Origin of the sequence: Alicyclobacillus cycloheptanicus (genome assembly GCF_028751525.1) — a bacterium.
GTDB lineage: Bacteria > Bacillota > Bacilli > Alicyclobacillales > Alicyclobacillaceae > Alicyclobacillus_L > Alicyclobacillus_L cycloheptanicus.
In genome coordinates this window covers 2,381,323-2,393,670 of record NZ_CP067097.1, presented here as the reverse complement: position 1 = coordinate 2,393,670, position 12,348 = coordinate 2,381,323, and the positions used below count along the sequence as shown (strand labels likewise).

10 protein-coding genes and 1 riboswitch are annotated in these 12,348 nt (G+C 60.4%); of the genes, 5 read left to right on the top strand and 5 right to left on the bottom strand.

The genetic code is table 11. From position 1 onward, the window contains the following. Nucleotides 1-371: 371 nt before the first annotated feature. The gene (gene hpaE / locus JI721_RS10965; RefSeq protein ID WP_274454927.1) at nucleotides 372-1,868 is read right to left on the bottom strand and encodes a 5-carboxymethyl-2-hydroxymuconate semialdehyde dehydrogenase; all 1,497 of its coding nucleotides are present in this window, start codon (nucleotides 1,866-1,868) and stop codon (nucleotides 372-374) included. A 26-nt stretch (nucleotides 1,869-1,894) separates the two neighbouring features. Next, the gene (locus JI721_RS10960; RefSeq protein WP_274454926.1) at nucleotides 1,895-2,395 is read right to left on the bottom strand and encodes a flavin reductase family protein; all 501 of its coding nucleotides are present in this window, start codon (nucleotides 2,393-2,395) and stop codon (nucleotides 1,895-1,897) included. Between the two features lie 303 nt (nucleotides 2,396-2,698). Between JI721_RS10960 and JI721_RS10955 the strand changes: the two genes are divergently transcribed. Genes JI721_RS10955 through JI721_RS10940 form a run of 4 tightly spaced genes read left to right on the top strand, consistent with a single transcriptional unit; the run spans nucleotide 2,699 to nucleotide 5,449 of the window. Then, nucleotides 2,699-3,481: an IclR family transcriptional regulator gene (locus tag JI721_RS10955; protein WP_274454925.1), complete on the top strand. Its 783-nt coding sequence runs from the start codon at nucleotides 2,699-2,701 to the stop codon at nucleotides 3,479-3,481. A gap of 51 nt (nucleotides 3,482-3,532) precedes the next feature. After that, a complete protein-coding gene (locus JI721_RS10950) occupies nucleotides 3,533-4,324 on the top strand; it encodes a fumarylacetoacetate hydrolase family protein (protein WP_274454924.1) in 792 nt (263 codons plus the stop codon). Then, the gene (locus JI721_RS10945) at nucleotides 4,321-5,061 is read left to right on the top strand and encodes a fumarylacetoacetate hydrolase family protein (protein ID WP_274454923.1); all 741 of its coding nucleotides are present in this window, start codon (nucleotides 4,321-4,323) and stop codon (nucleotides 5,059-5,061) included. Before JI721_RS10950 ends, JI721_RS10945 begins: the two co-directional genes overlap by 4 nt. Nucleotide 5,062: 1 nt before the next feature. Beyond that, on the top strand, nucleotides 5,063-5,449 hold the full coding sequence (locus JI721_RS10940) for a 5-carboxymethyl-2-hydroxymuconate Delta-isomerase (RefSeq protein WP_274454922.1): 387 nt from the start codon (nucleotides 5,063-5,065) through the stop codon (nucleotides 5,447-5,449). 64 nt (nucleotides 5,450-5,513) lie between these two features. On the opposite strand, the gene JI721_RS10935 is transcribed toward JI721_RS10940, so the two are convergent. From JI721_RS10935 to JI721_RS10925, 3 genes are all read right to left on the bottom strand, one after another. Then, on the bottom strand, nucleotides 5,514-7,181 hold the full coding sequence (locus JI721_RS10935; RefSeq protein WP_274454921.1) for a S53 family peptidase: 1,668 nt from the start codon (nucleotides 7,179-7,181) through the stop codon (nucleotides 5,514-5,516). Between the two features lie 651 nt (nucleotides 7,182-7,832). Further along, nucleotides 7,833-9,161, bottom strand: coding sequence for a helix-turn-helix transcriptional regulator (locus JI721_RS10930; protein WP_274454920.1), 1,329 nt, complete (start codon nucleotides 9,159-9,161; stop codon nucleotides 7,833-7,835). A gap of 284 nt (nucleotides 9,162-9,445) precedes the next feature. Then, on the bottom strand, nucleotides 9,446-10,591 hold the full coding sequence (locus JI721_RS10925) for a S53 family peptidase (protein WP_274454919.1): 1,146 nt from the start codon (nucleotides 10,589-10,591) through the stop codon (nucleotides 9,446-9,448). A gap of 157 nt (nucleotides 10,592-10,748) precedes the next feature. Then, nucleotides 10,749-10,848: riboswitch (cyclic di-GMP riboswitch) on the bottom strand. A 470-nt stretch (nucleotides 10,849-11,318) separates the two neighbouring features. On the opposite strand from JI721_RS10925, the gene JI721_RS10920 reads away from it, so the two are divergent. Next, nucleotides 11,319-12,269: a G1 family glutamic endopeptidase gene (locus JI721_RS10920; RefSeq protein ID WP_274454918.1), complete on the top strand. Its 951-nt coding sequence runs from the start codon at nucleotides 11,319-11,321 to the stop codon at nucleotides 12,267-12,269. Nucleotides 12,270-12,348 lie beyond the last annotated feature (79 nt).

Here is a 12,348-nt window from a genome sequence, read left to right as displayed (position 1 = left end):
CCTTTCCTTCCCTAGTTGGCTGCATGGCGGTGCGGGCCCCTGCTCCACAAGGCACCTTTCCTGCCTTAAGCCGCCTCAGACAGCCCGAGATCCCGGCGCACAAGGCGCCTTTCCTACCTTATCGGTGGTCCGCCCCGGCCGAACCGGCCGACTTAAGGTGCCTTTCCTTCCCTAGGTGGCTGCATGGCGGTGCGGGCCCCGCTCCACAAGGCGCCTTTCCTGCCCTAAGCCGCCCCAAACGGCCCGAGATCTCGGCGCACAAGGCGCCTTTCCTGCCTTATCGGCTGCCCGGTCGCAGCTGCCAGCCCTCGCCAGCCCTCGCCAGCCCTCGCCAGCCCTCGCCAGCCCTCGCCGACCGCGATCGCGCCTCGTCACTTCCCCGCGCCGAACTTCGGAATGGCATGCGATCCCATCGCCACGTGCACGGTCTTCAGTTCGGTGTAGAACTCAAAGCTGTAGTGGCCGCCTTCGCGCCCGATGCCGCTGTATTTAGAACCGCCGAACGGGGTCCGCAGGTCGCGGACATTCTGCGAGTTCACCCACACCATGCCGGCCTCAATCTGGTCCGCCACGCGGTGCGCACGCGTCAGGTCGTTCGTCCACACATAAGACGCCAGCCCGTACTTCACATCGTTCGCCAGCTGGACCGCCTCTGCTTCGGTGTCGAACGGAATACTGACGAGGACTGGTCCAAAGATTTCTTCCTGCGCAATGCGCATGTCGTTGGTCACATTCACAAACAAGGTCGGCGCCACGAAGTTGCCGTTGGCGAATTGTGCCGGGACGTCCCCGCTCGCCGCGATAACGGCGCCTTCCTCCTGCCCGATGCGGATGTATTCCTTGACGCGGCTGCAGTGCTCCTTGTGAATCAATGAGCCCACTTCCGTCGCTGGGTCAAACGGGTCGCCGACGCGAATCTTCGCCACGCGCTCCTTCAGCCGGGCCTCGAATTCGTCTTTGATGGAGCGCTCGATGAACAGGCGCGATCCGGCCGTGCAGCGCTCACCGTTCAGCGAAAAAATCCCGAACACCACCGCGTCGAGGGCACGGTCGAGATCGGCATCTGCGAACACAATCACCGGCGACTTTCCGCCGAGCTCCATGGAGAAGCGTTTGAGGGTCGATGCGCCGTTGCGCATGATTTCCTGCCCGGTGGTGGTCTCACCGGTGAACGAAATGAGGGATACCTTCGGATGGGCAACCAGCGACGCCCCTGCGGTTTCGCCGAATCCGTGCACAATGTTGAAGACGCCGTTTGGCACACCCGCGTCGCGGATGATGGCGGCCAGCTTGGTGGCGGTCAACGGAGACCACTCCGCCGGCTTCAGAACGGCGGTGTTCCCCGTGGCGAGACAAGGCGCGATTTTCCACGTGGCGAGCATCAGCGGCGTGTTCCACGGGGTGATTAATCCTGCGACACCGACGGGTTTGCGCGTGGTGTAGTTGAGGAAGTGGTTGTCAACCGGGTAGGTCTCGCCTGTCATGCGCGTCGCCATTTCTGCGAAGAAGCGGAAGTTCGCGGCCGCCCGCGCTGCCTGACCGCGCGCCTGGGAAATCGGCAGGCCCGTGTCGAGTGTCTCGATGTACGCCAGTTCCTCGCCGTTCTTTTCGAGTCCTTCCGCGATGGCAATCATCAGCTCGGCACGGTCTTTGGTCTTCATGTCATGCCACGGACCTTCGTGGAACGCGCGGTACGCCGCTTCGACAGCCCGGTCGATGTCTTCAGCGAAACCTTCCGCCACCGTGGTGATGACTTGATTGGTCGTCGGATTGATCGTTTCAAACGTCCGGCCTGCCAATCCGTCGACAAACTCCCCGTTGATGAAGTGCTTGGCCGGCTGAATGTCGTACTGGTACGGTCCACTCACCTTGCATACCTCCCCTGTTCGGTTCGTTACATGTGCGCCACTGGCTTGTCGAGGTTGTGATACTTGCCCTTCCAGAACAACAAAGGGCCCGGTTCAGATTCGTCGATCACGATGTCTTGCACCTGACCGAGCACAATGACGTGGTCGCCGCCGTCCAGCACACGGTGCACTGCACACGCCACCGTCGCCAAAGTGCCGTCCAGCCGCGGCGTCCCCGCGAACGTGGAAAACGAAAAATCCGGCGCCCGGTCGTTGCCCTGACCGCCCGCAAAGTGCCGCGACAGACGTTCCTGGTCATCGGCCAGGAAGTTCACCGCAAACCGAGCGCTGTGTTGCAGATGACGCTCCATCTTTGTCCCCCGGTTCAGACACACAAGAATCAATGGCGGATGTAAAGAGACAGAAGAGAAAGCGTTTGCAGTCATAGCGTGGATTTCATGATTTACTTCCGTTGTAATCACAGTCACGCCGGTTGCGAATAAACCCATCGCGCGCCGGAACGTGTTCCCGTCAAGCACCTCTGCCATCGTCGGTTCTCCTCCTTTCGCAAGGGCATCGCGCCTGACGCAGGACCGATGTTGGTACAGCCCTGGTGCGATGCGCGGTTCCATGCGTACCAACGCGCCGCCGACTAACTCATTCTATGAGTTAGTCAATTCATTTTATGTGCAAATTGTAGTCTTCCCGGCGGAACAGTGTCAATAGAACCATCGAAAAAGTCAAATCTATGCCAACCCTTTGACCGTTCGATGCTTTCTCGGCGTTTGTCTCATCAGATGAACTCCTTGACTCATTTTGTGATACACTTTTTGCAAAAAGGGAGAATTGTCGTGCGAAACATCCAAATGGAATCCATCCGGGCCATCGATCGCGCCATTGACGTGCTAAACGCCTTTTCTCAGCAAACCCCGGAGCTTTCCATCGACCAAATCGCGGCCGCGACCCGCATTCCCCGGGCAACGGTGTACCGCATTCTCTACACCTTGGAGCGCCGGGGCCTGATTCAGTTTGACGAGCAAGCCCTCACCTACCGCCTCGGCTTTCAACTGATGGCGTACGGCAGTCTCGTCGCCTCGACCATCGACCTGCGGCGGGAGGCGGTCGGTCCCTTACTGACCCTGCATGAGCAAATCCGGCAGAACGTCCGGCTCGCGGTTCGCCAACAGGACACGCTCGTGTACATCTTTCGGAAGGAAAATCCGGAAGGCCTAAAAGTGGCGTCGCTGGAAGGACTCACCCGGCCGCTTGTATTCGGCGCCTTCGGGGCCGTCACCCTGGCGCACCTCGACGACGCCGAAGTGAACCGCCTGCTTGCAGAGCCCATCCCGCAATTCACGCCGCACACCGTGACCGATGCAGCGGTGGTGCGGGAACGGCTCGCGCGCATCCGCGCGGAGGGCGTGTTCGCGGAAACCGACGAGGCGATTCTCGGCGTCACCGGCATCGCGGCTCCTGTGTTTCGGGCTGATGGCGCGTTTGTCGCGGCGGCCGGGATCGACGGACCGTCCGTTCATCTCGCCGGCGCCGACCTTCAGCGAGCCAAAGCGCTAGTCAAAGCGGCGGCTGCCAGCATCTCCAGCAAACTCGGGTATCCCCCCGGGCACTCGTCCTAGCACAAACAATTGCGAGTATAATGAATCTATGTCAGAAAAGGAGAGACGAACATGGAGCGCGCAACGCTGAAGCTTCGGGGAGCAGCGCAGCGGCACGCCGCCGCGGTCGACACGGCGAGACGGGCGGTCGAGTGGAACGGCGCATGGGTGCCAGTGTCGCAGCTCTCCCTGGACGTACCCGTGTCGGGCACCGTTTACGGGACCTTGCTCAACTACCAGGGGGCGCTGGCGGCCCTCGGCGGCGCGGTTCACGAGCCGCCGTACCAGGAGCCGCCCAAAGCGCCGATTCTGTATATCAAACCGGCAAACACGCACATTGCCTGCGGCATGCCGATTCCTTGTCCGCACGGCGTGGACGCCTTGGAAATGGGCGCTGCGCTCGGCATCGTGATGGGCCGGCCTGCGACGCGCGTGCCGCCCAGTGAAGCGCTGTCATACGTCCACGGCTACACCATCGTCAACGATGTCAGCATTCCGCACGCCAGCTACTACCGACCCGCCATCCGGGAAAAGGCGCGTGATGGGTTCTGTCCGATTGGCCCCTGGGTCGTTCATCGCGAAGCCGTTCCCAACCCCGACGACGTAGGCATCCGCGTCTATGTGAATCGCGAGCTGCGTCAGGAGAACACCACCCGCAACCTGATTCGCGCGGTCCCGCAGCTGATTGCGGATGTGACAGAATTTATGACGCTCTCCGCGGGCGATGTGCTGCTCGTCGGCGTACCGGAAGGTGCCCCGCTGGCAGCCGTCGGCGACACGGTGCGCATCGAGATCGACCACATTGGCGCCCTCCAGAATGCGATTGTCCCGGAGCAGGCGCAGGCAATGGGGGTGAGGGCATGAAACGGGCGCGAATCGCCTACCAGGGCGCCATCCATCACGCGGTCGAAGCCGAGGGCATGCTCCAGCTCGCGGACGGTCGCCGGGTGCGCGAGCAGGACGTGGTCTGGCTGCCGCCGGTCCAGCCGCGCACCGCATTTGCGCTGGGACTGAATTATGCCGATCACGCCGCAGAACTCGCGTTCACGCCGCCGTCGGAGCCGCTGGTGTTCTTGAAGGGACCCAATACCTTCGTCGGCCACCGCGGGCAAACGTACCGTCCCGCAGACGCCGCCTTCATGCATTACGAGTGTGAGTTGACCGTCGTGATCGGCCGGACGGCACGCAATGTCAAGGAAGCGGACGCGTATGCCTATGTAGCGGGCTACACGGTTGCCAATGACTACGCCATCCGAGACTACTTAGAAAACTACTATCGTCCGAATTTGCGGGTGAAGAACCGAGACCATTGTACGCCCATCGGCCCGTGGCTTGTGGATGCCAAAGACGTGCCCGACCCGATGAACCTCACGCTTCGCACCTACGTGAACGGCACGTTGACACAGGAGGGCACTACGAGCGACATGGTGTTCAGCATCCCTTGGCTGATTGCCTACCTAAGCAGCTTCATGACGCTCAGCGAGGGAGACATCCTTTTGACCGGCACGCCGAAGGGGGCGGTGGATGTCCGCCCAGGCGACGAGGTGGTGACCGAAATCGAGCGCGTCGGCCGGTTGGTAAACACGATTGTGGGGGATTGAGATGCCGCATTTCATCCTGGAATACACGGACAACATCAAGGCGGATGCAGACATTCCAAGCCTGCTGAAGAAAGTCACCGAGGTGCTCATCGCGCACGGGGATATGTTTCCGATTGGCGGGATCCGCGCGCGTGCCATTGAATTGCACGACTACCGCATCGCGGACGGACAGGCGGACGACGCCTTTGTTCACGCGACCTTGAAGATTGGCGCAGGGCGTTCGGAAGCAGACAAGCAGCAAGTAGGCGATGAACTGTTCGAGGTGATGAAGGCACACTTCGCAGATTTGATGTCCCGGCGCTACCTCGCGCTGTCGATGGAACTGTACGAATTTCCGCGGCCCACCTACAAGCACGGCAACATCCACGCACGGTTCAAAAAGGCCTGACACGGCGCGCAAATCAGCCGCCCTGGCGGTACCCTCGGCCAGGCGGCTGATTTACGGACTCACCTCACGGCTGACCGATGGCGGCATCCATGTTGCTCACATCAATCGATCCCAACCCGGTCGCGTAGTCCCAGCCGGGCGTCGCGGGGTAAGGGCCGTTGTCGCCCAGCACCACATCGTGGAAAACTGCGCCCCCGCTTTGAGCGTACAACAAGGGGGCGGCAAAGCCGAGCGCGTTGCTGTGGCTGGATTCCAGGCGCGCCCAGACGCCGAGCGCCAGGGGCGAGGCCAGACTCGTGCCGCCGACCACCGTGGGCGTCCCGTCAATCCAGACATTCGCGCCGCTGTTGGGGTCAGCGTCCATCGCGATATCCGGAACGCCTTTGGTGCCGAGGACATTCGCGGGCACCACGCCGCTTTGCCAGGCGGGCGCCGCTTCGAACGCACTCGGCCCGCCGCCGCCGGCCACCCAGGCCAATTCGCTTTGATAACTGCCGTCGCTGTTGGTGAGGAGTGTCGTTCCGCCGACGGCCACCACATCCGGCGATGACGCTGGGTAGTTGACATCCGGCGCCCCCGCAGGCACCCCGTTGACTGCCGTACCCACCGGGCAAAAGCCGCCTGTGTCGCCGGCCGACGCAAAGACCGTTTGCCCTTGCGCCGCGGCCTCGGCAAAAATCTCATCGTCTGCGGCCATCGATCCGTCCAGCTCGGCGAACGCCTCGCACTCTCCGAATGATGCGCTTCCGGCCGCAGCCAAGTCATCCGTGACAAATTGATTGAATTCGGTCGTCAAATCGGAATCCGACAAGGACGGCGCGTCATACAAGTACAGCTGCTGCACCGTCTCCGCCATGCCCGTCGAGTACTGCGTATCCATGTCCCATTCATCCACGCCGGACGTGTCGGTGCTGGAACCCCCCGTCTGAACCACTGTGACGGGCACCTGTGGCAGGTTGTTGGCTGCCTCTTCGGTGCGCAGGTCCTGCTCCACCTGCGTCAAATCCCCTTCCGCAAAAATCGCGATGCTCGTGTCTGCTCCGGAGGCCGTTGACCCAACATCATACGCCTGCTGCAGCCCTTGTGGATTGTAGCTGGCCGGGTAATTCGGCAAGCTGGTGGCCGACGCCGGTTTCGACGGGTGTGCAACCGGCGCCTGCATCGCGATCACGTTGTTCAACCCGAGTACGGCCGCGACGTCCCCGGCCAGGGCACCCGGCACTTGTGCAGCTGCCGTATTCGCGTACACCGTCTTGCCGTTTTGCACAAACTGCTCCAGCGCGGTGTGGAATGCTTGCTGCACCTGCGCCGCCGTGCCGCTCGCGGAGATCAACAGCCGGTTGGCGGACACCGTGACGTGCGCAAAGCCCTGACTGCTTAAGTACTGCGTGACCGCCTGGACCTCTGCGTCCGTCGGTCCATAGGTCGCCGTAAACTGTGCGGGCGTGAGCCGCTGGCCGTACAACGCGCTGCCCGGCGTCGATGTCGCGGCAATGTACTGGTTCAACCCGGACTCGTCTCGCAGCGGCAATACGACCGTGATGTGCAGCAGCGTTGCTGCGGGCACGGCCCTAAGGTCCTGGGCGTCCGTCAGTGACAGTGCGCGGGTGGCCGTAGGATACCAGGATGAACCTGTCCCAACCGACGCTGCCCCCGCAAGCGGCGCTGCGCTCAGCGACCCTGCAGTCGCCAGCGCGCACGCAGCCATGGCTGCAAGCATGCGGTGTTTCATGAAATCCCTCCTTCATTGGTCAACCCCCTCGAGCACATGGAGATACGATAGGAATGCGGCATCGAACAGAAAATTCTGTCGGTAAGAAACAGGGCCGGTGCACCGGCCCCGCAAACGCTGCTTGGCTCCAATCACGGTCGCGACGCTGACGAAGCGCTGTCACGCCCAACTGTGAGCACGAGGACTGGAGAGACATCCTTTGTCGCGGTGGAGGCGGTTTGTCCCGCCCCAATGCGGCTCCCTGTCGATTCGGTTCCCATACGGACCGTTAACACAACTTTCAACGCATCGGTGGCGACAAATGACGGGGGCAAGGTGACCATCAGGCTCACAACCGTCGCTGCGAGCGATACGCACCTATGTTTCCGGTGTTTCATCTGCTGCGCCTCCTTGTTTTGAGTTGTGACCCGTTACGTTCGGTCGCGCTCCAAACGTAGCCAGCTGCTTTGGCTCGTGCCCGGGATCCCACTGAAGCCTTCATCCAGAGTGTCAAAACCCGCCGGCAAATCGACGGGAATGAGACTCTGTATCTACAAGAGTTCGCCCTCCATCAGCCGTTCCCTTGCGCGCCGAATATGATGAATAAAGGCCCGCCGGCGGCCCTGCCGATGGGCGATTCGACAAGAAAAACCTGTCGTTCGACCTGCAAGTTCACCCTGCCGGCGGGTTATGATTCATGAGTTCTCCCAACGACAGACGTTGAAAGAAATAGGAGTACGTCGAGCTCTCCAGACAGTGTTGGCGGTAGGCCTGGAACGCGGCACTGCGGTACTCTCCGGTTTGGCTGTCGCCCGCCGCGTCTGGCACGTTCGCCAGCCATTCGGCTGCGACGGCTTGTTCAATCGCATGATGAGATTCGCTCGCCGTGCGAAAGGCCTTCTCCGCCAGTTGAATGCGCTCAGCCATGTCATTCAGGACACTCACGGCGACCAAATACGCTCGGCACAGAATTCGTTTGTCCAACAAGTTCTCCGCATGATGAATGGCCATCTTTGCAGCTTCGGCGGCGCGTGCGCGTTCATCCCGAGTTTTGTAGACGAGGCTCAGGATTTGATAGGCCATGGAGAGGGAGATGAGGTCAGAAGCTTTCGTACCTGTGTCAATGGCGCGCAGACACCATTGTTCTGCCGACGCCACATCGCCGACGCCCTCACACACATCCGCGATACTGGTGGCGACCCGCGCGCGGTCGCTGGCGTCCATCTCCCACTTGTCCATGATTTCATACGCACGCTCCAACGTCGTCCGGGCCTCCTCAGCCCGTCCAAGATGGCTTTGAATGGTGCCGAGGAGGCCCAATGCTCTTGCGTAACGTACATAATCAGCGGACTGCAGGAACACGTCCGTCGCCAGCTTGGCATACCAGATGGCCACACCGCATACGTCCAGTTCTGCATGCGCGTACCCTAGATTGTAGAACAAGCGCCCGCGCAGGGTATCATCGAGCAGCGTGTACTTGCTCCCGGCTTGATTTAACCATACCAACGCTTGTTCATAATCCCCCAGAAACAAGAGACTGCTGCCCAGATAAAACCAGGCTTGGACGTGAGCAACCTCGTCGTCTGAATGTTGCAGCACGAGGTGGCATATTTCATCTACGGCATGGAATAACTTATTTTTGTAGAAGTATTCACAAAGCTCTAACGATAATTTGATGTGAATGTCGTGCCAGCGCCCTCGATGCGTGCGAAGGGCTTGCAGAAGCACATCCCGGTTGGTCGACGAAAATTCGGCAAACGAGAAGTTTCCGTGCGCAATCATGTGCGCGTAGGACCTGAGCGTCCCGTCATCCAACCGCTGTGCGAGGAGCTCCAAGACGTCGGACGGCGGAAGCTGCCGGCCGCTCTCCAGCAAACTCATCATCGACTGGCTTCCAATACCCTTTGCCAAATCCGCTTGCGACAGGTTGCGCTGACGACGGGCCCGACGAAGCTGATAACCAATCACCAGTGCGACAAGACCTCGTTCCTCATCGTTCATGGCAAGACCTCCGCGGCATCTGACGTGAAAGGGGGTGAGCACATGAAAATGTCCCTGGCCATCCTGGCAAGCGTCCTTTGCTCCGCTGCGTTTCTAACGGTTCTAGCCCCTAACAATTTCAGTCACCCACCCGACCCAATGGCTGTTCACACCATACACTGACGTACAAAGCGATTGATGACAGGTGACATGGAGAAAGGGTCAACCGTCCCGCTGACAGGGGGACGGTTGACCCTGCATGCGTTCCCGCACGCCGCTGCGCCGTTCTCACCGCTGTGCCGTTCTTACGAATCCGATGACGCACTGGCAGCCGCGTTCGATGCCAGCGCCTCGATCAACGAACCCGCAATCGGTGCCCCCCATCCGGTGCAAGCATCCCATCCCTTCACGGCTGTGTACCCGGTCACGCCATTGAAGGTGTTGTTACCAGACGTGATGTCGCGAAACGCGGACTGCAACCCGGTGCTGTAAAGGCGCCCCGGCAGGTCGCTCAACGCTGGCAGTCCGGCCTGCGCGCGGCGTTGATTGGCCAGTGCGACCATCGCCGCGAAAACAGGGCAAGCGACTGAAGTGCCACCGACGATGGCAGGACGACCTTGAAACACAATCTGGTAGCCGGTTGCCGGGTCAGCATTCAGGGCGACATCCGGAATGCCTCGTCCGGAGCCTGCGATGTTGGATTGATAGTCCGGTTTCGGAAAAATCGTGCTGAACCCACCGCCAGTGGCGCCACCGTTGTCTGGCCCGTTGTAGGTCCAGGCGGTCTCCGTGCCATCTGGCTGGAGAGAGGTTCCCCCAACTGCGACAGCAGACGGGGAAGTCGCCGGGCCGTCGGCGTGCGCGACTTTCGGCCCCGAGAGGTCATGCATGCCATAGGCCCCTTGGTCGCCTGAGGCGATGCACACCGTGACACCCTTTGCGTTCAGCTTCTGGATCAGCGCGTCAATCTGCTGCATCGCGGATTCACCTAAATTCGATTCTGCATCGCCATAGGAAATGGACAGCACGGAGGGCTGAAATGCGGTGTCCTTCAGCACAAATTCCAGGCTGCGAACCAACGCTTGCGCAAACTCCGCGAACGTGCTCCCACCGTTCGCTTCGTATACCACCAGTGTGGCTTTGGGGGCGAGGGCGCCGGCCCATTGCAAATCCAACGAGGCTTCCTCGTCATCCGGACTGGTACCGCCATCATTCCGAGTACCGTCCACCGACCGAAAGTGAACCGCGGGCGTGGGGATGTTGTGCAGCGACCAAAACTGGTACGCGTCTTGCAAGCTGTAGCCGTTTGAAAATTCCAGGATGCCAATTGTCTGACCTTCGCCATCGAGGTCCGTGGGGATTTGATACAATCTAGCAATATCTGCTGGGTAATAACCATTGCCGTCGTTCACCGCATCGTTGCTCGGTCCAAACAAAATGGTTCGCTTCATCGTTTGTCTTCCCTTCCCTGCAGACTCCCCCTACCCCCAGGGCATGCGGCGCAGCGCCATCCGTCAAGACATGAGTCCCATTCCACCAACATCAAAATGGCACCCCAGTACCCTGAGCTGCCAAAGGTCCACAGGACAATCCCCTGTGCGTCGATGGAATGGCAGCTCGGCGATCATTGGCTCACGCCCGTACGGCTTACACCTTTAGACCCGTGGCTTTGCGTCCTAGCGTTTCCACTAGTTTGCCCTGTACATTCTTTTGTCGTTGCCCGTATTCTACTCTTCCACATTCGTGTTTATCAACCCCATGCCAGTTCTGTTACAATGGGTGCCAAGCTGGTTCAAGCGGAAAAATTCAAGGTTGCTTCAAGGGAATCCCTCTATGCTGATTCCTAGAAAACTTGCTTGAGAACGTTGCCTGCGCAGCGGCATAGCTTGAATCGCTGCTCGGTCAAATCTGCTGCTCAGTCAAATCTACTGATTCGACGAGGTGATGCACATGAGACCTTCTCCGATGCGGATTGTCACGTTGTCCCTGTTGACTGGGGTTGGGGTATATGCATTCGCACACGGAACGTCTGGCGGGTCTGGGGCAGCGGTCAGCACAATCGCCCCCTCATCCACAGCAAAACTTTCAAACCTTGCCCCCGAAACACCTCCGGCAGTTGCCGCGCGGCGAGCGTCAGACAGCTACTCGCGCCGTTCGCTGCTATCCGATGTGTCTTCTTTGAACAGCACAACAGCCAACACAACATCCGGCTCAACTTCAAGCGCAGCGAGCCCGTCATCTTCGGGCGCAACCAGCCCGTCATCGGTTCAGATTCCGTCCAACGCCGAAGGCTCGTTAAACTGGGCGGGTTATATCGATACACCGGTTTCCGGCGGAAAGGGATACACCAGCATCTCCGGAAGTTGGACCGTGCCGAACATCGCCGCGAACTCGCAAGGCATGGCCGCACAGTGGATTGGACTGGGCGGCGTGAGTACGCAGGACTTGCTGCAAATCGGTACGGTTGAACAAAATGAGAACGGCAAGCCCGTCGCCGAAGTGTTTTGGGAGAAACTTCCCGCCACCGCGACCAATCTGATGACCGTTCCGCTCGGTTCCACCGTGCAAGCGAGCATCACGAAATCTTCCGGCTCGACGTGGGATCTCAATATCACGGTGAAGACGCCCGGCGGGCAGACCCAGCGTAAAACCATTCCAGTCTCCTTGAGTTCCGCGTATGCCCAGGGCATTGAGAGCTCTGCCGAGTGGATCAGCGAGGACCCGTCCGGTCCGGACAACCAGTTGTACCCGCTCGCGAATATGGGCACGGTCAGCTATCAAGACGCCCTTGTGAATGGTGCGCCGCTGAACGCATCCGGGAATGAGGTACAGCCGGTGGTGCTTGTCGATGCCAATGGGAACGTGGAAATCGCCCCCTCCGCGGTCGGTGCGGACGGCGCTTCTTTCTCCACGGTGACCCTTGCGACATCCTCTGCAGGTGCGAGCGCAGGACGAACACCTCGCGGGGAAACCATCCCGGGCGGTCGAGGGAGCTTTGGTGCACCGGGATCGACCGGGCCAGGATATGCAGAACAAGGCGCTGGACCAGCCGGATATGGCTGGACCCAGGCGGCCGGCCATGGTTGGCACAATACCTGGGGACGCCCGGGTGGAATGAATCGCTGGTAACCGGGAGCCGACAGGCTCACCTTGACGCCGCGATCAAACGGATGCGCCATTCCGGACGAAATCGGCCCCGTGCGGGCCG

Coding starts and splice junctions, on each gene's coding strand:
- JI721_RS10960 (WP_274454926.1), bottom strand. CDS start 2,395: ATGGCAGAGGTGCTTGACGGGAACACGTTCCGGCGCGCGATGGGTTTA.
- JI721_RS10950 (WP_274454924.1), top strand. CDS start 3,533: ATGGAGCGCGCAACGCTGAAGCTTCGGGGAGCAGCGCAGCGGCACGCC.
- JI721_RS10945 (WP_274454923.1), top strand. CDS start 4,321: ATGAAACGGGCGCGAATCGCCTACCAGGGCGCCATCCATCACGCGGTC.
- JI721_RS10940 (WP_274454922.1), top strand. CDS start 5,063: ATGCCGCATTTCATCCTGGAATACACGGACAACATCAAGGCGGATGCA.
- JI721_RS10935 (WP_274454921.1), bottom strand. CDS start 7,181: ATGAAACACCGCATGCTTGCAGCCATGGCTGCGTGCGCGCTGGCGACT.
- JI721_RS10930 (WP_274454920.1), bottom strand. CDS start 9,161: ATGAACGATGAGGAACGAGGTCTTGTCGCACTGGTGATTGGTTATCAG.
- JI721_RS10925 (WP_274454919.1), bottom strand. CDS start 10,591: ATGAAGCGAACCATTTTGTTTGGACCGAGCAACGATGCGGTGAACGAC.